The 21,215-nt window shown below is 41.6% G+C and carries 14 protein-coding genes and 2 pseudogenes; all 16 read left to right on the top strand.

Annotated features, from left to right (window positions below):
• The first annotated feature begins 265 nt into the window (after nt 1-265).
• The 16 genes and pseudogenes from ACYQ2E_RS06120 (at nt 266) to ACYQ2E_RS06045 (ending at nt 21,124) form a co-directional block, all read left to right on the top strand.
• Nucleotides 266-612, top strand: a pseudogene (locus tag ACYQ2E_RS06120) (hypothetical protein).
• A pseudogene (locus tag ACYQ2E_RS06115) lies at nt 605-1,680 on the top strand (HigA family addiction module antitoxin). The pseudogenes ACYQ2E_RS06120 and ACYQ2E_RS06115 overlap by 8 nt, the downstream one beginning before the upstream one ends.
• A gap of 953 nt (nt 1,681-2,633) precedes the next feature.
• Nucleotides 2,634-4,514, top strand: a complete 1,881-nt coding sequence (locus tag ACYQ2E_RS06110; RefSeq protein ID WP_460017187.1) for an LTA synthase family protein — start codon at nt 2,634-2,636, stop codon at nt 4,512-4,514.
• A 458-nt stretch (nt 4,515-4,972) separates the two neighbouring features.
• A complete protein-coding gene (locus ACYQ2E_RS06105) occupies nt 4,973-5,710 on the top strand; it encodes a MurR/RpiR family transcriptional regulator (RefSeq protein WP_460017186.1) in 738 nt (245 codons plus the stop codon).
• A gap of 131 nt (nt 5,711-5,841) precedes the next feature.
• Entirely contained in the window at nt 5,842-7,266 is a 1,425-nt protein-coding gene (locus tag ACYQ2E_RS06100; RefSeq protein WP_460017185.1) for a PTS sugar transporter subunit IIC, read from the top strand.
• A 48-nt stretch (nt 7,267-7,314) separates the two neighbouring features.
• Entirely contained in the window at nt 7,315-8,697 is a 1,383-nt protein-coding gene (locus ACYQ2E_RS06095) for a glycoside hydrolase family 1 protein (protein ID WP_460017184.1), read from the top strand.
• Nucleotides 8,698-8,856: 159 nt separating this feature from the next.
• Nucleotides 8,857-10,848 carry an ABC transporter ATP-binding protein/permease gene (locus tag ACYQ2E_RS06090; RefSeq protein ID WP_460017183.1) on the top strand — a complete coding sequence of 664 codons (1,992 nt, stop codon included), beginning with the start codon at nt 8,857-8,859 and terminating at the stop codon, nt 10,846-10,848.
• A 247-nt stretch (nt 10,849-11,095) separates the two neighbouring features.
• Nucleotides 11,096-13,837, top strand: a complete 2,742-nt coding sequence (locus ACYQ2E_RS06085; protein ID WP_460017182.1) for a cation-translocating P-type ATPase — start codon at nt 11,096-11,098, stop codon at nt 13,835-13,837.
• Nucleotides 13,821-14,156: a CPBP family intramembrane glutamic endopeptidase gene (locus tag ACYQ2E_RS06080; protein WP_460017181.1), complete on the top strand. Its 336-nt coding sequence runs from the start codon at nt 13,821-13,823 to the stop codon at nt 14,154-14,156. The genes ACYQ2E_RS06085 and ACYQ2E_RS06080 overlap by 17 nt, the downstream gene beginning before the upstream one ends.
• Nucleotides 14,157-14,463: 307 nt before the next feature.
• The gene (locus ACYQ2E_RS06075; RefSeq protein WP_460017180.1) at nt 14,464-14,619 is read left to right on the top strand and encodes a hypothetical protein; all 156 of its coding nucleotides are present in this window, start codon (nt 14,464-14,466) and stop codon (nt 14,617-14,619) included.
• Between the two features lie 305 nt (nt 14,620-14,924).
• Nucleotides 14,925-17,072, top strand: coding sequence for a peptide cleavage/export ABC transporter (locus ACYQ2E_RS06070; RefSeq protein WP_460017179.1), 2,148 nt, complete (start codon nt 14,925-14,927; stop codon nt 17,070-17,072).
• Nucleotides 17,065-18,708: a bacteriocin secretion accessory protein gene (locus tag ACYQ2E_RS06065; RefSeq protein WP_460017178.1), complete on the top strand. Its 1,644-nt coding sequence runs from the start codon at nt 17,065-17,067 to the stop codon at nt 18,706-18,708. Before ACYQ2E_RS06070 ends, ACYQ2E_RS06065 begins: the two co-directional genes overlap by 8 nt.
• A 37-nt stretch (nt 18,709-18,745) precedes the next feature.
• Nucleotides 18,746-19,021, top strand: a complete 276-nt coding sequence (locus tag ACYQ2E_RS06060) for a helix-turn-helix domain-containing protein (RefSeq protein ID WP_460017177.1) — start codon at nt 18,746-18,748, stop codon at nt 19,019-19,021.
• Between the two features lie 190 nt (nt 19,022-19,211).
• The gene (locus tag ACYQ2E_RS06055) at nt 19,212-19,409 is read left to right on the top strand and encodes a hypothetical protein (protein WP_460017176.1); all 198 of its coding nucleotides are present in this window, start codon (nt 19,212-19,214) and stop codon (nt 19,407-19,409) included.
• 79 nt (nt 19,410-19,488) lie between these two features.
• Nucleotides 19,489-19,773, top strand: coding sequence for a hypothetical protein (locus tag ACYQ2E_RS06050; RefSeq protein WP_460017175.1), 285 nt, complete (start codon nt 19,489-19,491; stop codon nt 19,771-19,773).
• A gap of 10 nt (nt 19,774-19,783) precedes the next feature.
• The gene (locus ACYQ2E_RS06045; RefSeq protein ID WP_460017174.1) at nt 19,784-21,124 is read left to right on the top strand and encodes a glycosyltransferase; all 1,341 of its coding nucleotides are present in this window, start codon (nt 19,784-19,786) and stop codon (nt 21,122-21,124) included.
• The last annotated feature ends 91 nt before the right edge of the window (nt 21,125-21,215 follow it).

Here is a 21,215-nt window from a genome sequence, read left to right as displayed (position 1 = left end):
CTCATAGCAAGATTAGAAAAACTTTGATTTTGTACAGTTAGGGAGGAAGTGCCTTGTTTAGAATTATTTTATAAATAATCAGAATGACGGCTTAAAGCGGTCATTTTTTAAATGGGAAGTTTACGTCATTGTTAACTTATTTTTGTATACCAGGAGTTTTTCCTCGTTGAAAGTATATATCTTGATTTATAATCAAGGACAATGTATAACAAAATTACCTAAAAGGTAATTTCACGATACAGTCAAATTATAAATCGGAGGTTCTATGCAAATTCAATACAGTAACAAAGTCATTGAACGACAGTGTACTGAATTAAAACAAGCAAAAAAGGATTTATCCGATAAGGTTGCGAAAAAACTGCATATGTTGATTAATTTTATTGAGAGAGCTGATAATTTGTCTTCACTTTTAGCTTTCCCAAGGTATAATTTTCACAAATTAAGAGGTGAAAGGTTAGGCCAGTATGCAAGCGACATTGCGACATTGATGGAAGAAAAAGTTCATACAGGTTGCTCGTTGCTTTTAACGAAGAAGATGAGCTTGCAGTTTATTCAAAACCCGCATTTGTCACAATAATACAAATAATGGAGGTTAGTAAACATTATGAGTAATAACGAAAAAATATACAAAGACTTAATTGCTTTTCATCCAGGGGCTTATATTGAAGAAATTATAGAGGACTTAAACATCACTCAGCAGGAGTTCGCTCAGAGACTTGGCATTCCCCCAAAGACTGTGAGTAAGCTGGTAAATGGCGAGGAATCAGTCAGCAAAGAGACAGCGAATAAGTTGGCAAAATTAACTGGTGTTTCTATTGTTACTTGGCTGAATCTGCAAAATGCCTATGACATGAAAGTAATTGAAATTGAAGAATCACAAAATGAGGACGAAGAAAACATTTGCGCTTGGTTGATTTTACCTATTTTAAGAAAAACAAGTTTGTAGAAAATAAAAAATACACCATAAGGGAAAAGGTTGAAGAACTTAAAAAGCTGCTTCATGTTTCCAGCTTATCCTATTTATATGATTTCAATAATTTGGTCAGTTATCGTAATACAAAGGGCTTTTCTGAGAAATCAATTGTAAACTCTAATATTATGCTGGAATTGGCCATTAATTCTTCAAAAAATATGACGGATAATAAATTTAACAGGAAAAAACTGGACAGTTTGCTGACAAATCTTAGAAAGATGACACTTCAGGATCCTCAAGTTTTTTATCCTGTTTTGAAAAAAGAGTTGCTGGAATGTGGGATTATCCTGCTGGGGCTTCCTGCCCTGAAAAATACAAATTTGAATGGTGCAACTAAAAAATTTAGAAACGGCAGTATCTTATTGTTAATGACTGACAGAAATAAGGGGGCGGATGTTTTCTGGTTCTCTTTATTTCATGAGCTTGGTCATATCATTGAAAATGATTTTTATTCCGACCATGGGACAAAAACAGTTATCTGGAAAAAGAACGCAAAGCAGATGTTTTGCTGAAAACTTTCTGATACCGGGAAATGAGTATTTGACTTTCCAGCGTAAATCTGATTATACAAGAGAAGCTATTTTAAAGTTTTCTAATGAGATGAAAATTCGTCCAAGCATTGTCTTAGGCCGACTACAAAATGATGAATTAATGGCATATATAGGTATTCTGAACTAAGACAGAACTACAATATTGTTATCCATTAGCACTTCAGTCGTGTTGACTGAAACACCTCTTGGAGAAGTAGAAGAGGTTGTCTTTCAGAAAATATGGCTTTCAAATGTATGCATATGTTCTTTCACACATTACTATTGCGTGATTTTTGTATATTGCCACCATACAATTTTCGTTGCGAAAGATTAGACAAACGAAAAATTTATTCTAATAAATAGCTTGCAGGGGCTATTTTTTGAGTTAACTTAACTTTGAATCTGAATCAGAATCTTATATTTTTAGACAGAAACATAAAAAACGTCTAAAAGCCATTGATTAATTTAATGTGAAATTATATAATTAATTAATGACGAAAACGAAGAAAAATTCGACAATTAATAAAGTTTTACCTCGTGCGGCAGCTATCCTGAGTTTGTTCCTGCTTCTGAGCAATATTGCAATGTTAAGCTTGTTATATAACAATATAGCAGTTCCTCAGGGTGTATTCGTCTTGTTGAACCTCTATAGATTATCGGGTGTGATTGGTGCGCTATATCTCGGAGCTTTGCTCTATCGTTGCAGGGAGTTAGTTAAAACCAATCTTAAAAAGCTGGCATTGCTTTTTTTATTGTATAGTTTTTTTCATTTGTTTATTGCAATAACAAAGAATATTGGCGTTTCAGGCAGTCCGGTCAATTTTTCTTTCATTCAAAATAATCTTTTTAGTCCAAGCTATAATCTTTTTTTGATTAGTTTTTTGCTGATCGTGTCATTGCTGCTGTTTCTGAAGAGGATTCCGTTTAAGTTTAAAAACATATTTAGAGCGCTCCCTGGCTTCAGTGTCAGCTACTGTGATTTGTTTGTCTTTTTGCTCACTGTGCTTGTGTTTCTTGATAATTTTATGATAAAAATCTTCCAGTCTGTGCTGATGTCTGGGGTGCGGGTGTTTAGCTATTATAACTTTTTTAGGCTCGTATTTGATCAATTCTTGCTGTTTGTTGTGATAATGCTGATTAGCGTGTGCGTTTACAGGGGGGGTATTTCACTTCTAAAAAATCGTCCGTCTTTTTCGCTGGCGTTTTTCAGTAGTTTGCTGCTGGCTGTTATTTTTAATTATACGATTCAGCGTGGAAGCTCGATTCCAAACAGTCTGCTGACGGGAGCGGTGCTATTTCAGATTCTTGTATTGACTTCAATTTTTATGCTTATTTATGCGATTATTAACCGATATGTCATCAGTAGTTTGCTGATTATCGTCGTTTTTTCTACTTTTTCGATTGCAAATGCTGTCAAGTTTTCGGAGCGTGAAGAGCCGATTTATCTTTCGGATGTGAGCTGGCTTAAAAATCCTTCGACGCTTTTAAGTTTTGTCAATATAAGCCTTATCATCATTGTTGCTGTTGTGTTTGTGGTCATTTGTACGTTCGCAGTATTTATCATTCGGAAAAAATGGTTTAAAGGAAAATTAATGAGCTGGAAGGCACGTTCGGCAACGCTTTTTGTGTTCTTGCTAGTTTTTGTTCCTCTGGCTAATATTTTTGCAAATTATCCGTTGCCGAATAATTTAACTGACTCTGCAAGCAGCGGAAAACAGATTCAAATACCTGTCCTGACAGCATTTGTGAATTCAGACGCTGCAAATCTCTGGTTTGGGAATGCAACGGTCAGCAGTAGAAATTCTCTGTCTTTTGTCTGGCTGAAAACGGCTTTCGGGAAAATCATGGAGGAGCCGAAGAGCTATAGCCAGTCATCAATTGAAAAAATAGATAAAAAATATCTGCAGCTGGCAGGGCAGATGAATCAGACAAGAGTTCACGAAATTACCGATCAGACAGTGATTTACGTTCTTTCTGAGTCTTTGTCCGACCCGAGACGTGTGCCAGGGGTTACTGTTTCTCAGAACCCGCTCAATAACATTGAGAAGATGATGCAGGAGAATACCGGCGGTTCAATGCTTTCCAACGGTTACGGCGGCGGAACGGCAAATATGGAAATTCAATCTTTGACGGGTATGCCGATGAATTTCTTTACTTCAAGCGTCGCGAACATTAACAATGATGTGCTTCCGCGTATGCCGTTTATTCCCAGCATTTCCGACGAATTTTCGGATAAAATTGCGCTTCATCCTGAAAATGCGAAGAATTATGACCGGAATGTTATTTATGATCGGCTCGGCTTTCAGCATTTTTATGCCATGTGGGGCACGACAAAAGAAGATACTTTAACGAATCAGACAATGCTGGACGGGCGAGTGGACGATGCGCAGACCTACAAAGACGTTCTTGATAAAATAGACACAAATAAAACACAGTTTTTCAGCGTGCTGACGATGCAGAATCATATGCCTTATGATGCCTACACGGGAGATTCAAAGATTACTGCAACAGGTGTCGGCTTTGACAAGTGGACAAATAATCAGCTTCAGAACTATACACGCAAGGTCAGTACAAGCGATCAGGCGACTCAAGATTTTCTGGATGCGCTCAAGAAAATAGACAAAAGAATCACAGTTGTCTTTTATGGCGACCATCTGCCCGGATTTTATCCCAGCGACATCTTTAACGATAATCCGGAAGCACAATTTTTGACAGACTATTTTATTTGGACAAATCAAGGAAATGCTAAAAACTCGCATGATACACTGAATTCTGCTGAATTCACGCCGAAACTCCTTGAGACCACAAATTCTAAGGTGAGTCCATACCAGGCTCTGTTAACAGAAGTCATGCAGAAAGTACCAGCCGAATTTGATACACGTTTTTCTGGTGATTTAAAGCTGAATGCCGAGCAGAAGCAGTTGATTTCAGATTTGAAAATGGTTCAGTATGATTTGACGGCCGGGAAACACTATTTGACGGCGAAAAGTTCATTTTTTAAGGTTCAATAATTGTGGTTCAGGCTTAAAAAACTTAAAAGGGGAAAGGCCGCTTTCCCCTTTATGATATTCGCAGACATCAATTATTGAATACCCAAGCCAAATATTACGCAACAGATTTGGGGCTGAGGAACTTCTTACTGCGTGACCATCATGAGTATTTCGGACATATTGTCGAGAATAACGTTCATCAAGAACCTTTGCGTCGGGGGAAAGCGGGGGAATGCAGGTCGCAGACCAAATTATATAGCATTCAAAAATTGAATTTACAGGACTATCTTCTGTAAGACAAAGAGTAGCAGAAAAACACAAGAAAACCATGGAAATTTTCAGTCTCCTCTGTATCACGTACTGTATGATTCATGTGCTAGTTTTGTCTCAGCCTCTTCCTGCTGAATTTTCTGATATAATAAAGTCTGAAAATTAACAACTCCAGCGAAATAAAAAGAAAGGCCACCAGTCAAAAAAACATGGAAATAGAATTTTCAACCTCAAAAATGAACCATCTCAATGACCTAGAAAGCTCAGTATTTGACTGGATTCTGACGAATAAAACCGCGGCAGCTAAACTGACAGTCCGTGAAGTTGCAGACAAAGTCCATGTTTCTACAGCAACTGTCATTAGAATGACAAAAAACATGGGCTTTCGCGGCTGGTCAGACTTTCGCTATTATTTAAATGACAAGGGACAGGAGGAAGCTGTTCCTGTTAATTATTACGAAAATCTGCTGCGGCTTGATTTATTTTTAAAAAGAATTTCAAATCGGGAGATTTCCCGCAAGCTGGAGCAGGCAGTTAAACTGATAAAGAAAGCAAAGTATATTGTGTTTGTCGGGCTCGGCACATCGGGTGCTTTGGCGGATTACGGCGCAAAATATTTCTCTAATTTAGGTCTTGAAAGTTATGCTATCACAGACCCTTATCAAGCAATGAAAAAACAGAATGCTGCTGCGGGATTAACAATCGTTTTGTCGGCTTCGGGTGAAACAGATAAATTGATTGAGCGTCTGCTGATTTTGAGAGAAAACTCGGAGAAGATTCTTTCAATCACCAATCGCAAGAATACTCCAATTTCAAAACTTTCAGATGTTAATCTTACCTACGATTTTCAGGAAGAGTACTCTCAATATGATATGCTCGAGAATCTAACGACACAATTGCCGGTCGTTGCCTATCTGGAAATTCTGGCTCATCAAGCTGCTGAATGAACGGCAGTTTTTAATTTGTGACAAATCATGTAACATGGAACAGTCATCCAAAAATGTATTGAAATTGAAGCTGAAAACGTTATACTTATCTTTGTTATAAGAAATTTTCAATTTATTATTTAGGAGGGCTTATGAAAACGTTCGTCAACGAAAAGCTGCTGCCGCCCATCATGAAATTTGTGAATACAAAGGCGATGGTAGCACTTAAAAACGGTATGCTTTATGCGATGCCGTTCATCATCATCGGTTCAGTATTTCTGATACTTTCCAGTTTTCCGATTCCGGCGGTTGCCGACTGGTTTGCAGATAATGGCTGGACAGCGGTATTTACTCAGGCTTATACAGTTTCATTTGGAGTTCTTTCCATCTGGGCTGTCGTCGGTATTGCTTACACTTATGTTCAGGGAGAGAATCTGCGTAGTGTCGCACTTCCAGCTGGTCTGACCGCCTTGTCGGCCTTTTGGATTGTTCAGGCCTTGTCGGTGTCAAATCCTGTAACGTCAGCAATGTCAGGCGGTTTAACTGCTGCAGGAAGGACGATGACAAGTGCGCAGGTAACAACGGCTGTTAATAAACTGCCGCACGCGATGCAGGTTTTCCTTAATAATCCTGTAACCGGCGTCATTAATCTTTCATGGCAGGGCGGACAAGGAATGATTGCCGCAATTATTATCGGTCTGCTGACTGGCTGGGCTTATTCCGCAATGATTAAAGCAGGCTGGAAAATAACTTTACCAGAGCAAGTGCCGTCAAACGTTGCCAATCAATTCACTTCGATGATTCCGTCGGCAGTTGTTATAATCGGCGCGACTGTCATCTTTACTTTATTTGACAAAATCGGCAATACCGATATGGTGACTCAAATCTATACATGGCTGGAACAGCCTTTACAGCGTGTTGGCGATTCTTATGCAGGTATTATCGTTATTTCACTGCTGGTGCCGTTCTTCTGGTTCTTCGGTGTACACGGCGGACTTATTATGGGTGCGATTACCGGGTCATTCCTGATTCCAAATACGGCTGACAACGCTGCGCTTTACCATGCAGATAAGTTGTCGCTGGCCAATGGTGCTCACATTGTAACCAATGAATTTTATAATAACTTTATTAACCTGTCAGGTTCTGGTATTACATTTGGGCTGATTATATTTACGATTTTCCTGGCACGTTCAGAGCAGATGAAGTCACTTGGTAAGGTCGAACTGGTTCCTGGCCTGTTTAACATTAATGAGCCCTTCCTCTTCGGACTGCCGCTGGTATTAAATCCGATTCTGGCATTACCGTTCTTCCTGGTTCCAGTGGTCGTTTCAACAACTGTTTATGCTGCGATTGCCTTTCACATCGTTCCGCCGATGAATGGCGTGGCTGCTCCTTGGACAACTCCGCCTATTATTTCAGGTTTCCTGATTGGTGGCTGGAAATATGCCGTACTCCAAGCTGTTGCCTTAGTAGAATCAACCTTGATTTATCTGCCGTTTGCCCGCAGGTACGATAAAGTGCTGCATGAGCAGGAAGCAGAACGGGAAACTGAAATTCAATCAGCTGAGACAGAATAAAATAACCTTTTAAGCTACTCTCTTCGGGTAGCTTATTTTTAATTGAAAATGAGAAAACAGAAAATGATTTTAAGCAAAAAATTTTTTTGGGGAAATTCGAGTTCATCTATGCAGACCGAGGGCGGCTGGAATGAAGGAGGCAAAGGTTTGTCTGTCTATGATATTCGCCCCGCGACGGAAAATACATCAGACTGGCATGTGGCCATTGACAATTTTCATGACTTCAATGGAGACCTTGACTTGATGAAGCAGATGAACATGAACATGTACCGCTTCCAGATTTCCTGGTCCCGTGTCTGCCCGGACGGCGACGGCGAGTTCAATGAAGAAGGCATCAAGTTTTACAGCCGCCTCATTGACGCTCTGATTGAACGCAGCATTGAACCGATGATTTGCCTCTACCACTTTGACATGCCTTTGGCCCTGGCCGAAAAATACAACGGTTTTATGGACCGTCATGTCATGGACGCATTTGTGCGTTATGGAAAGGAAATGGTCAAGCGTTTTTCCAGCCGGGTAAAATGGTGGATTGTTTTTAACGAGCACAACCTTTACTTTACAGATGAAGTTTTTGAAATTTCAGGCTATATAAAAGGTGAGAAAACAATTTCAGAACTTTACAGTATTTTTCACCATACCATGCTGGCACACAAACAAATCTCTGCCTATCTGCATGAAATAAGCAATGCCAAAATCGGCGGAATGTTAGCATATACGATGATTTATCCGGCAAGCACATCGCCTGAGGATAATCTGGCAGTATTCCGTCTGGATGAATTTATAAATAATAATCTAAATGAAATTTATGCGACAGGACATTATTTGCCATCTGTCTTAACTTTTGTGCAGAACCAGAACATTGACATGGACTGGCAGCCTGGCGACGCCGAAATACTTTCCAGCTCAAAAGAAGATTTCATTGCATTTTCTTATTATCGCTCCGCCCTGCTTGACGCCAGTCAAATATCAGAAGAAACTGCGCCCAACCGTTATCTTAATACAGGCATGCATAATGACCCGAAACTCCCCGCCAATGAATGGGGCTGGACGATTGACCCCGAGGGCCTCCGCCTGATTTTATCGAAAGTCTACAGCCGTTATAAACTTCCATTATTTCCCATCGAGAATGGGCTCGGTCAGCGCGAAGTCTGGGACGGCGTCAACGAAATCCAGGATGATTTGCGAATTTCCTATCACCGTGACCACATAGAAGCCATGAAAGATGCCGTTCAGCTCGATGGCGTAGAAGTGCTGGGCTATCTGGGCTGGGGATTAATTGACATCCCGTCAAGCCATGCAGATATGGAGAAACGTTACGGTGCAATCTATGTCAATCGCGGCAATCATGACCTGCGTGACATGAAGCGTGTGCCGAAAAAGTCTTTCCATTGGTTTGCAAAAGCCTTCGGCTCCAATGGAGAAGAACTCTAGTCAGCCACATGACTCTACTTTCAAATAAAATTATCCTGTAAGATAAATTAATGAAAGAGCTTGAAAATATCACTGAAAATTCAGCCTTAAGTCTTGCATTTTTTCACTATTTTTCAGTTATCATAAAGAAGTGCTAAAAAATATTAGAAAGTGATTGCTATGACAATACTAGAACTAAAAAACATCCGAAAATCCTATTTTCTAGGTAAGGAAGAGTTTCCAGTCCTTAAAGGCATTAACTTAAGCGTTGAGCGAGGCGATTTCGTCTCGTTACTAGGAGAATCCGGCGGCGGAAAATCCACTTTGATGAACATCATCGGCGGACTGGACCGTGAATACCAGGGCGACGTCCTCGTTGACGGCGTTGCTCAAAAGTCCAGGAAAGAAAAGGACATGGATGCCTACCGGCGTGAAACCATCGGCTTTATTTTTCAGTCATTCAATCTGGTCAGTTACCTCTCCGTTCTTGACAATATACTGATGTCTTTGAAAATGACACGTCTTTCCGAAAAAGAACGTCATCAAAGAGCGCTTGAATTAACAAAACAGGTCGGACTTTACGAGCATCGTAAGAAAAAGCCTAGTCAGCTTTCCGGCGGTCAGAAACAGCGTGTGGCAATTGCGCGTGCACTAGCTTCTGACCCTGAAATTATTCTGGCGGATGAGCCGACAGGAGCGCTGGATTCGCAAAATACGGCAGAAGTTCTGACGATTTTGCGCAAAATCGCCCAGTCAGGTAAAACCGTCATCGTTGTCACCCATTCACAGGAAGTGGCTAATTACGGCACACGGATTATTCATCTGGCTGACGGTGTTATCACGGGTGACGAGCGGATTAAACCGGCCTATCCGCTCGAAGGCGAACCAACAAGAGTTGCAGCCAAGGCTCTTTCCTTCGGCGATATTTTCCGTACTTCTTTTAAACATTTTACCAACGCCTGGAAGATTAACCTTCTAATCGCAATCGGAACAGCAATCGGCCTTTTCTCAGTCATTTTCTTCCTGGGCCTCGGCAATGGCGGCACCCAGTACATGAATAAGATGATTACAAATGTCGCCAATCCGAATCTGATTGGTGCGACTCTTCGAGGGGCAGATAATCAGGCAAAAAACAATGACGAAGCCTATTCAAATGCGATGCAGTCGCCGACGCCGGCTTATTTCAATGATGGTCAGGCTCGTACACTCAAAAACATTGACCATGTCAAGTCTGTAGACCTCATCTACACCACAGGAGGGAAAGCAACTGTCACAGACCAGAATATAAATGCTGAGCTGCTTTCTAATTGGACAAAAGCGTATCCAAGCTCATCTCTTCGTGCAGGAAAAGCGCCGAAAGATGACGAGATTGTCATTGATGAAGCACTGTTTAAAGCTCTTGATTCAAAGGCTTATGAGAACAAAAAATGGAAATCAATGATTGGAAAAGAGATTTCACTTCAATTTGCACTAAGTTCGGCACCGGATGCACAGCTGATTACCAGAACTTTCAAAGTCTCAGGAGTAATGGACAGTTCAACCTTTTCAGTCGGCCCTGGCGGTCAGTACATTTCCACCTCAACCCTGAAGAAAATCTTCCAGGAAAACAATGCAACGCTGCAAACCTCTAATGCATTTATTCTGGCTGATAAACCTCAAAATGTCCGGCAAGTCGTGAAAGACATTCAAAAAGTAAAGACAGACGGTAAAAGAGTTTTTGCCACACAAGACGTCGGCACGATTCTCACAACGGTCAACAATATCACAGGAATCGTCACGACTGTACTAGCCGCAGTCGCAGGTATTTCGCTGGTGGTCTCAATCTTTATGATTGTTGTCACCACATACATGTCTGTGGCTGAGCGGACCAAAGAAATCGGGATTATCCGTGCCATGGGCGGACGCAGAAAAGATATTTCACGCTTGTTCACCTCAGAGAGCTTAATTCTCGGATTGTCAGCAGCAATACTTGCCATTGTGCTTGCCTTTATCGGCCAGGCAGCAATTAATTCAGGCCTGCACAGCCTTGTCGGCGGAAACCTTGTCGTCATCACGGGTGGCCATGTGATTTCAATTGTGATTGTTGCCGTCGTCATCGCGATGCTTTCAAGCCTTGCTCCTGCAGTACGCGCTGCTCATCTCAATACCATCGAAGCGCTGGCAACCGAATAATCATTTGTCAGGGCAAAAAATGAGAATTAGAATAAAAATTCCGAAATTTCCCTGCCAAGACGCTTGATTTTTGACGAAAATCTGCTATACTATTTAAGACTCAAGGGAGTAGCAAGGCAGAAAATACTCTGCCTGGATTAGCCGTCAATACAGCGCAAGCTCGGTTAACCTTAATTGCGAGACTTGTGGCATTGCCGCAGGTCTCTTTTTATACCTGGTAAATAAGTTGCACTTTTTAAGGAGAATTATGCAGAATTTTTATTCACAACCCAAAGAACAAGTTCTTGAAGAAGTAAAATCATCAGAAAAAGGCTTGTCCCAAGCAGAAGCAGCCAAGCGCCTGGCTGAATACGGCCGCAATGAGTTAACAGCTGCCAAAAAGAAAACCCTCTTCATGAAGTTCCTTGAGCAGTTCAAGGACTTGATGATTATTATCCTGCTGATTGCTGCGGTACTCTCTGTGATTACCAGTGGCGGTGAGGATATTTCGGATGCGATTATCATTCTTGCCGTGGTTTTGATTAATGCTGTGTTCGGCGTTTATCAGGAGGGACGTGCAGAGGCAGCGATTGAAGCGCTGAAGAATATGTCTTCTCCGGCGGCGCGCGTGCTGCGAGATGGTCATGCGCTGGAAATCGACTCCAAAGACCTGGTGCCGGGCGATATTGTCCTGCTTGAAGCCGGTGACGTCGTTCCAGCCGATATTCGCCTGCTCGAATCTGCCAGCCTGAAAATTGAAGAATCTGCTTTGACGGGCGAGTCTGTGCCGGTTGAAAAAGACGCCAAGGCTGAAATCCCAGAGGACGCGGGCATCGGCGACCGCCTTAACTCCGCTTACCAGAATTCAAACGTGACCTACGGCCGCGCCAATGGCGTCGTCACAGCGACAGGCATGTCCACAGAAGTCGGAAAAATCGCTAAAATGATTGAGTCCGCAGATGAGACAGAAACGCCGCTCAAACGCAACTTGAATAAGCTGTCAGGCTTCCTGACCTGGATGATTCTGGGAATCGCCCTTGTCACTTTCATTGTGCACACTTTCCGTCTGGACACCATCACGCCGAACGGCTTAATTGAAGGCTTGATGACCTCCGTCGCTCTGGCCGTCGCGGCAATTCCTGAAGGCCTGCCTGCGATTGTCACAATCGTCCTGTCCCTGTCAACACAGGTCCTGGCCAAACAGAATGCGATTATCCGCAAGCTTCCGGCTGTTGAGACACTAGGCTCGACCGATGTCATCTGCTCCGATAAGACCGGTACGCTGACGATGAATCAGATGACCGTCGAAAAAGTCTTTACGAATGCCCAAATGCAGGACGCAGCGGACAATATTTCGAGCGATGACCTGACGCTGCGCATCATGAATTTCGCCAATGACACGAAAATTACTGAAAACGGAGACTTGCTCGGTGATCCGACCGAAACGGCGCTGGTCAAGTACGGTCAGGATAAATTATTTGACCTGACTGAAGAGTTGAAAAAATACCCGCGCGTGGCAGAGCTGCCTTTTGACTCTGAGCGCAAGCTCATGTCAACAGTTCACAAAGAAAATGACGGGAAGTTCTTTGTAGCGGTAAAAGGTGCGCCAGACCAGCTGCTGAAACGTTTGACACGGAAAAACATCGCAGGAGAAATCACTGAATTTACAGAATCCGACCGGGAACTCGTTCTCGACACGAATAAATCTCTAGCTACTCAAGCACTCCGTGTACTGATGATGGCCTACAAAGAAATAACTGAGATACCGTCTGATTTGGCACAGCTGGAAGAAAACTTAATCTTCGCTGGTCTTGTCGGTATGATTGACCCTGAGCGTCCGGAAGCGGCTGCTGCGGTCGCGACAGCCAAGTCCGCCGGCATTCGCCCGATTATGATTACCGGTGACCATCAGGATACGGCCGAGGCAATCGCGAAACGCCTTGGCATCATTGAAGAAGACAATATGGACCATGTCCTGACCGGGGCCGAGCTCAATGCAATGAGCGACGAGGAATTCCAGGGCCAGGTCGAGCAGTACAGCGTTTATGCGCGTGTTTCGCCTGAGCACAAGGTGCGGATTGTCAAGGCCTGGCAGAAGGAAGACAAGGTCGTGGCTATGACGGGTGACGGTGTTAATGACGCGCCTGCGCTTAAGACGGCCGACATCGGTATCGGCATGGGCATTACGGGAACGGAAGTTTCCAAGGGCGCGTCGGATATGATTCTGGCGGACGATAACTTTGCCACGATTATCACGGCTGTGCGTGAGGGACGTAAGGTTTTTGCCAATATTCAGCGTTCGATTCAGTACCTGCTTTCGGCCAATACGGCTGAAGTGCTGACGGTCTTTATCTCGACGCTGTTCGGCTGGTCGACCCTGCTGCCGGTTCATCTGCTCTGGATAAATCTGGTCACAGACACACTTCCGGCGATTGCGCTGGGCGTTGAACCGGCTGAGCCTGGGATTATGAACCAGAAGCCTCGCGGCAAGAAAGCCAGCTTCTTCTCAGGCGGTGTCCTCAGCTCGATTATCTATCAGGGAATCCTGCAGGCGGCGCTTGTACTGGGAGTTTACGGTCTTGCACTTCAGTTCCCGGCTCATACAACGGCGAACACAACAGTTGCGCAGGCGCGCGAGCTCCTTCATCATATCGGTGAGGGCATCGGGAAACTTGACCATACGGCGCTGATTTCTGCGCTGGAACACGCAGATGCACTCACCATGGCCTTTGCGACACTTGGTCTGATTCAGCTCTTCCACGCTGTTAATGTCAAATCCGTCCACCAGTCCATCTTCAAAGTCGGAATTTTCCGCAATCGTACCTTCAACTGGGCATTGCCGGTCAGCTTCCTGCTCCTCGCGGTGACAATCGTTGTTCCGGGCTTCAATCAGCTTTTCCACGTGAGTCATCTGGATACTTATCAGTGGGTGATGGTGCTTGGCGCTAGCGTCTCGATTATTGTTATTGTTGAGATTGTTAAGGCCGTGCAGCGTGCGGTTCACAAATAAAACTGGTTCTTACGATGATTCTGTTTGGCGGCCATATTTTATCATAGAGAATTTCTTGTTCACTCCAATTCTGGAAGAATTGATTTTCCGTGAATTATTCTTGAAAATTTTTACCCCTAAGAAAGCTTGGTTGTATATTTCATGCTCAAGTTTAGTTTATCCAGCGCTTTGCTTTATGTCTTTCGGTTTTGATTTGTTCTTGATTTTTGCTGTTCTCTCGGGGCTTGTCTTCTCTGCTCTGCGATGGTATAGTAAGGACATCAAGCTTCCGATTGTGTTACATATTTTACTGAATTTGGGTGGGATTTTCTATGAGTGAACTTGCGAAATTAAAAAAACTGCTTCGTTTCGGTTTGCTTTGGTATTCACTGATGACACTGGCTTATACACTGATTTACATTTTCTTTCACTTTAAATTTTACTAGATTGACTGGATTCGCTACAACACTAATTTAGAATATTCGAGCTGGGTGGACACCGAGGTCCTGCCAAGAGGTGTCATGCGGATTACGGGAAATCAGATTCAGATGCAGGACTTTTGGCTGATGCTACCGTTTCTGTTGGGGATTTTACTTTCTGTCACGATTTTTATTTTCTTCTGACGGAACTACGTGGGGCGGACTTTTATGTCGCTGGTGGTTTTGTTAGGCTTTGCAATCCCATTTATTCCCCCTTATGACGGGAACTTGTTAATAAGGTTGATTATCGGTGTTGTTATTATGCTTTTTGGTGCAGTTGCAACGGTTTGGAGTACGGCGGCTTTTGCGCGTGTGCTTGCATGATTTATTAGATTAATAAAAAAGTATAAATAATTACACAAAAAGTGGTTTAATGTTTAATAAAAATTTATAAAATAAAAGACGTAATGTGTAAATATCTTAAATGCAACTTATGCAATTTGTGGCTAAAATTATAGACTTTAGTTGACATATTTAGCGTAAGTTTTTTTTTGTTAACTTGAATTATTAGACAATAGATATAAAATATATTAGAAAATTTATTGACTTCATTATTAAAAAATGATATAATTCTCATGTCGAAAAGTGATTTTGCTAGTAGAAATAAATTATTGTAGGAAGTCGTGTTTATGAAATTCAAGAAGAACTATTACAAACCTCAAGTAGATGCCAGAGACTGTGGTTGTGCGGCTTTAGCTATGATTTTAAAATACTATGGAACGGACAAGTCACTGGCAAGCTTGCGTTTGCTTGCAGGCACAACCATGGAAGGTACATCCGCTCTCGGGATTGTCAAAGCGGCGCAAGAATTAAAATTTGGAGTAAGGTCGATTCGTGCGGACATACAGCTTTTTGACATGAAAAATGTTCCATATCCTTTTATTGCAAATGTTATTAAGGAGCAGAAATATCCACATTATTATGTGGTGTTGGGCTGCAGTGGGAATATGATTTCAATTGCTGACCCAGACCCGTCTGTAAAATTCACAAGAATTTCAAAAGAGCGTTTTGCTACGGAATGGACAGGTATTGCGCTTTTTCTCGCTCCGAAACCGGAATATAAACCTGAGAAAGAAAAACCGAACTCTCTCCTTAGCTTCGTTCCAGTGTTGCTGCGTCAGAAGCGCTTGATTGCCAATATCGTGGTAGCCTCATTTCTGGTCACTTTCATTAATATCCTGGCTTCGTTTTACCTCCAGAGCATGATTGACACTTACATCCCGGAAGGGCTGATGAATACACTGGCACTGGTGTCTGTCGCTCTGATTATCACCTACATCATCCAGCAGGTTCTGTCCTTTGCCCAGACTTTTTTGTTAAATGTTCTAGGACAACGTCTAGGTATTGAAGTGATTCTGTCTTATATTCGGCACATTTTTGAGTTGCCGATGTCTTTCTTTGCGACACGACGGACGGGAGAAATTACGAGCCGTTTTTCAGATGCGAATTCCATCTTGAATGCGCTTGCTTCGACAGTGATGTCTCTTTTTCTGGATGTGACCGTTCTTTTGCTTACAGGAACTGTCCTTGTCTTGCAGAATGTTAGGCTCTTTTTGTTAATTCTGGCGTCAATTCCATTGTATATTGTTATTATTTTAGTTTTTGTCAAAATATTCGAAAAGCAAAACTATGACACGATGCAATCGGCATCGATTTTGAATTCCTCAATCATTGAAGATATTAACGGGATTGAAACTATCAAAGCACTGGCGAGTGAAGAGACCCGCTATGAAAAGATTGACCGGGAGTTTGTAGACTACCTTGAAAAGTCCTTCAAACTTCAGAAGAATCAGGCAATCCAAACTTCTTTGAAAACAGGACTGCAGCTTGTCTTAAACGTGTGTGTACTCTGGATTGGTGCTCAACTGGTGATGAAGCAGTCCATCAGCCTTGGTCAGCTGATTACCTTTAATGCCTTGCTAACCTATTTCACGAATCCGCTGACCAATATTATTAATCTTCAGACCACACTCCAGCAAGCCCGGGTCGCCAATAACCGTCTAAATGAAGTTTATCTGGTTGAAAGTGAGTTCTCAAAGGACAGCTCCGAACAGGCTTTTGCTGGTTTGACTGTGAAGTTTGACGGTGTCTCCTATAGTTACGGTTTCGGTCGAGACACACTTACGGATATTAGCCTGGAAATACCAGAAAACGAAAAACTGACGATTGTAGGAATGTCAGGCTCTGGAAAAACGACTTTAGTCAAGTTACTCGTGAATTTTTTTGAACCGACTTCAGGGAAAGTCACATTAGGCGGCAGAGACATTCAAGGCTTTAACAAGCATCATTTGCGTACACTGATTAACTATCTTCCCCAGCAGCCTTATATTTTCACTGGCTCTGTGCTGGAGAATCTCATGCTCGGCGCACGGGACGGCGTGTCACAGGAAGAAGTCATGCAGGCCTGTGACCTGGCTGAAATTCGCACCGATATTGAGCACATGGAACTTGGCTTTCAGACACAGCTCTCTGCCGATGCAACCTCTATTTCAGGTGGCCAGAAGCAGCGAATTGCGCTGGCACGAGCTCTATTGACACCCGCGAAAATCCTGATTCTAGACGAAGCCACCAGCAGTCTGGATGTTTTGACAGAAAAAAAGATTCTAAATGCACTTTATCAGCTGGATAAAACGGTTATTTTCATTGCCCACCGGCTTTCTGTCGCCGAGCGCGCGGACGAAGTCGTGGTCATTGACCAGGGAAAGATTATAGAGAAAGGCAGCCACAGCGACTTACTTGCGGCTGGCGGTTTTTACGCAGGTCTTTATCATGTTTGAGGCAAAGAAACTTGAAAGCGGCGAGTTTTATCATCGCCGGACAGAGAATTTTGCGACCCTGATTATTTTCCCAATTCTAGGAATTTTTATCTTTCTGCTGATTTTTGCCTTTTTTGCAAAGAAAGAACTCACAGTAAAATCAGCGGCGACGATTGAGCCGACAAAAATCATTCAACGCATTCAGTCGACGAATTCGGGCAAGATTCTGGAAAACGTGTTGAAAGAAGGTAAAACTGTAAAAGACGGGCAAATTCTATTACGTTATGATATTGCCTCAGACGCAACACAGCAGGCAGATTATCAGGCACAGCTTGAGAAAGCCCAAGACCAGAAATCCCAGTTGACTTTCTTGCAGAATAGTCTAAACACGGGTTCAAATCAGTTTCCAGTCGAAGACAGCTATGGCTATTATCAGACATTTGAAGATTATCTGTCTCAATGCTCTGTTCTCACATCAAACATTAACAAGTCCAATCAGACGCTGACTGACCAAAACACGAGTAATCAGAATACTCGTTCATCTATTCAAGAACAGACCAAACAAATGAATCAGAAGATTTCTGACCTGAAAGCCCTGAAAAGTGCGGTCAGCTCAGGTAAAACGCCTGATTCTTCTAATCCTTATTATTCACAGTATACCGACTATCAGAGCCAATTAGCAGATAACCAGAGCCAGATTCAAACACTACAGGCCCAATTTACAGCAACCATTCAAGGGAGTATTGACCAAGTTCAAAGTCAGATTGACACACTCAATACACAGATTTTGCAACTGCAGTCTGAAGATACAACTGCAAAAAGCAAGCTCAACCGGCAGGTTAACACGCTCAAACAGCAGATAAAAGATTATACAGAAGTAAAAAATGCTTCTTCAAGCACTTCAATTTCTTCTTCAAATCCCTACAAAGCTCAGTTTGATGCCACTCAGGGTCAAATATCTTCACTAAAGAGTCAGGCTAGTTCACTCCAATCGCAATTGATTTCAAACCTGCAAGGACAAATTGACACGCTTCAAGCCCAGTTGGACAGTCTGAACACTCAGTCAGCAGGCTTGACTAACAGTAATAATTATGACACGAGCTTGAACGGTCAGCTCAGTTCCCTCAAATCCGAGGCACAGCTTAAAGCGAGTCAGGAAATGACAGTTTTGGACACCAATATCACCGATTTACAGACAAAACTCAAACTTTTGTCTCAGACGAGCCAAGATGGAACACTCAAGACGTCCAGCGCAGGCATTCTGCATGTGCTTCCAAATATCTTAGGTGTGAAAAAGATTCCCGTAGGAACTGAAATCGCCGAAATTTACCCAGCCTTTAATGAAAATAGTCAAGTAAAAATCACCGCCTATATTCCGGCTAGCCAAATCTCAGCCGTCAGCACCGGACAAAAAATGCGTTTTCAAGTTCAGCAGAATCTTCCTAAACCCGTGATTCTGACAGGAAAAGTCACTAAGATTGACAGTGCGGCCACCAAAGATAAGACAGGAAGTTACTACGGACTTGAAGCTGTCATCACGCTCAAGAAAACCGACCTTGAAAAAGTCCGGTATGGCCTGCAGGGGAAACTCACGATTATCACAGGGAAGAAAACTTACTTTAATTACTATAAAGACAAAGTGATGGGAAATGATTAAAATTGACAACTTAAGTAGAAAACTGGAGGAAAAAACGATGAATGAATTTGATTTTGATAAATTTACTGCGCTCAGTGAAGAAGAGTTGTGTGAAATTGAAGGCGGAAGCTATGGAAAGAAAATTCACGATGAAAGAATAAAACTTGAGCTTACGCAGAAACAACTTGCAGACCGATTGTTTGTATCAGATAAAGCAGTCGCAAACTGGGAACACGAGCGGACAGAACCTGATATGCATTGTCTTCAAATGTTAAGCAAGGTCTTTTCTATCACAATCGAGGAATTGATTGATGATGAACCCTCTAAAATATAGAGTAAATTTAAGAAAAATCTGTTGACATAGAAAATTTCAAATTGTATAATGAATTCATAAGGCTTATAAGTCTCCGATAGAGTAAGTTTTGTTGGAGACAGAGTTGTAAAATCTATAGATAACATTCGACAACCTTTCGCGAAGATTGCTAAAACTATTTGGAGAAATTTCTCCAGAAAGAAGGTCAAAGATGGCTAAACAAACAATAAACTTGAATGAACTTCATGAACAATTTCTAGATGCAGGATTTGTTGATATGACGGATGAAGAATTACAAAATGTGAATGGTGGAATTTATTTTTCAAGTGGCTATGATGCATCAATGTATATGGTTGGAACTGTAGCAGGTTTTGTTAATCAGGTGCTTATTGCTGCTTTCGGAAACTAATCGCTTTAACTGATACACATACATTATTAATGGGGGTGTATCAGTTTTTGACGTTTTTACAGATAAAGGGTGGATAAAAATGAAAAAATATTTTGTGACAGATAATGAAAGATTAGGTTTGCAAGCAAGTCTGGTTATTCATGCTTTGTACTCTGGGGACTATTTCAAGCGTGCAAAAGAGCATGTAAAGGATGCGGAATTTGTAAGAGTTAATGAACTCTACAATATTCTGTCTGATGGAGATGGGGCGGATACGGAAATCATCCTTTCTAAGTTTTCCAAGCCTTGGGAGAACTCCCTCAAAATAAAGTATCCTAAAGCACGTATTGAGCTTTACAAGGAACCTGATGTTCTGAAAAAATAGGGGTAAAAACATGGGATATGAAAATTGGTTAACAAAACTTTTAAGCTCAGTAAACGAGAGTAGTTTTCTAAACGATGATGTGACTGAGTTTGAGAGAATGAAAAATGGAGCAAAACTTTTGGATTTAGGGGAGAAAAGATTCCGCCCCTCTTTTTTTGAAGTGGCCAAAAAAGATTATCTTTCAAATTTGTCAACCCAATTCAAAGAAAACTATTCGTCAACTCTAATATCTATTGGGATAATGGTGAAGAATCAGGAAGATAAGATAGAAAATACCTTAGCAAGCGCTTTGAATTTTTGTGATAACCTCATTGTTGTGGATACTGGTTCAACAGATGATACTGTAGAAAAAATAAAGGCTTATCAGTCTAGTAAATTGGGCTTCTACGAGATTCCTTGGACAGGAAATTTTTCAGAGATGAGAAATCATATCATTGACCTGAATAAAAATAAGTGGTTGTTCTTTGTAGATTCAGACGAAGTTATCAATCCAGGAGAAAGTTTTGAAGAATTAAGATGTGCTCTGACATTAATAGACATTTTGATTCCAGATTTTCCTGTTTGCTTACAGATTAAACAGTGGGCAACTCAATATCGTTCTTTTTCATTCATAGAAAGAATCATTAGAAGAAAGGACCGTACAAGATATTATGGTACAGTTCATGAAGGAGTTGAAGCAGATGGCGAAGTCGAATTCATTCATTTGGAATTTTCTTTAACAAATAAAGGACTCCTTGATGAAGAGATGAGCAAATTTGACAAAAAAGAAATTTATAAAACTCTCACGCTCGAATTGCTTGAAAAAGAGCCGAACAATCCTCGCTGGATAGCAAACTTGACGAACCCCGATGTTACAGCTCCTGTAGAGGAGTTAAATCAATATTTTGATTTGCTGAAAAGAGGGATATTAGTTGATGTAAATAAAAAGTTTACACTTTCCAACTTGCGAGAAGGCGAGTTTTTACATATGATTTTAGGGAAATATTTGCTTATAAGAATAGCAAGGAATGAACTGGACTTGGCAATAGCAGAATCGCATGTGGCACTGAAAAAGTTTCCAATGAGCACATTTATTTTGTTTATTCACCATTATGCGAAATACTTGAAAAATGAGAAAGAAAAGAAATTATTGTTTGAAGACCTCTTAGCGGATTTAAGCGCAATTGATAATAAGGAGGCAGAAGAAGTTAGCCAGCAAAAGCAGGATTTGATAGAATCACTAGTTGTAAAATATATGTTTGATTTTCATAATTATAAAAGTGCTTCACTTTTGTTGAATGATATTTCGGACAAAGCAGCGAAAGAAAACTTATTGATAGAAAGCTCTGTATTGAGGAAAATACAGAGTTAAAATCATGTTTTCTAGGACAGAGCTTAACATGATGATTGGTAATCTGTCAATGGCAAAGCAAATTATGGAAACACTAACAGATGACAATGTA

The organism is Lactovum odontotermitis (genome assembly GCF_054658595.1).
The sequence above is the reverse complement of the archived record's forward strand: the minus strand, read 5'-3'. Positions and strand labels throughout refer to the sequence as shown.

Coding starts and splice junctions, on each gene's coding strand:
- ACYQ2E_RS06110 (WP_460017187.1), top strand. CDS start 2,634: ATGCTGATTAGCGTGTGCGTTTACAGGGGGGGTATTTCACTTCTAAAA.
- ACYQ2E_RS06105 (WP_460017186.1), top strand. CDS start 4,973: ATGGAAATAGAATTTTCAACCTCAAAAATGAACCATCTCAATGACCTA.
- ACYQ2E_RS06100 (WP_460017185.1), top strand. CDS start 5,842: ATGAAAACGTTCGTCAACGAAAAGCTGCTGCCGCCCATCATGAAATTT.
- ACYQ2E_RS06095 (WP_460017184.1), top strand. CDS start 7,315: ATGAGAAAACAGAAAATGATTTTAAGCAAAAAATTTTTTTGGGGAAAT.
- ACYQ2E_RS06090 (WP_460017183.1), top strand. CDS start 8,857: ATGACAATACTAGAACTAAAAAACATCCGAAAATCCTATTTTCTAGGT.
- ACYQ2E_RS06085 (WP_460017182.1), top strand. CDS start 11,096: ATGCAGAATTTTTATTCACAACCCAAAGAACAAGTTCTTGAAGAAGTA.
- ACYQ2E_RS06075 (WP_460017180.1), top strand. CDS start 14,464: ATGTCGCTGGTGGTTTTGTTAGGCTTTGCAATCCCATTTATTCCCCCT.
- ACYQ2E_RS06070 (WP_460017179.1), top strand. CDS start 14,925: ATGAAATTCAAGAAGAACTATTACAAACCTCAAGTAGATGCCAGAGAC.
- ACYQ2E_RS06065 (WP_460017178.1), top strand. CDS start 17,065: ATGTTTGAGGCAAAGAAACTTGAAAGCGGCGAGTTTTATCATCGCCGG.
- ACYQ2E_RS06060 (WP_460017177.1), top strand. CDS start 18,746: ATGAATGAATTTGATTTTGATAAATTTACTGCGCTCAGTGAAGAAGAG.
- ACYQ2E_RS06055 (WP_460017176.1), top strand. CDS start 19,212: ATGGCTAAACAAACAATAAACTTGAATGAACTTCATGAACAATTTCTA.
- ACYQ2E_RS06050 (WP_460017175.1), top strand. CDS start 19,489: ATGAAAAAATATTTTGTGACAGATAATGAAAGATTAGGTTTGCAAGCA.
- ACYQ2E_RS06045 (WP_460017174.1), top strand. CDS start 19,784: ATGGGATATGAAAATTGGTTAACAAAACTTTTAAGCTCAGTAAACGAG.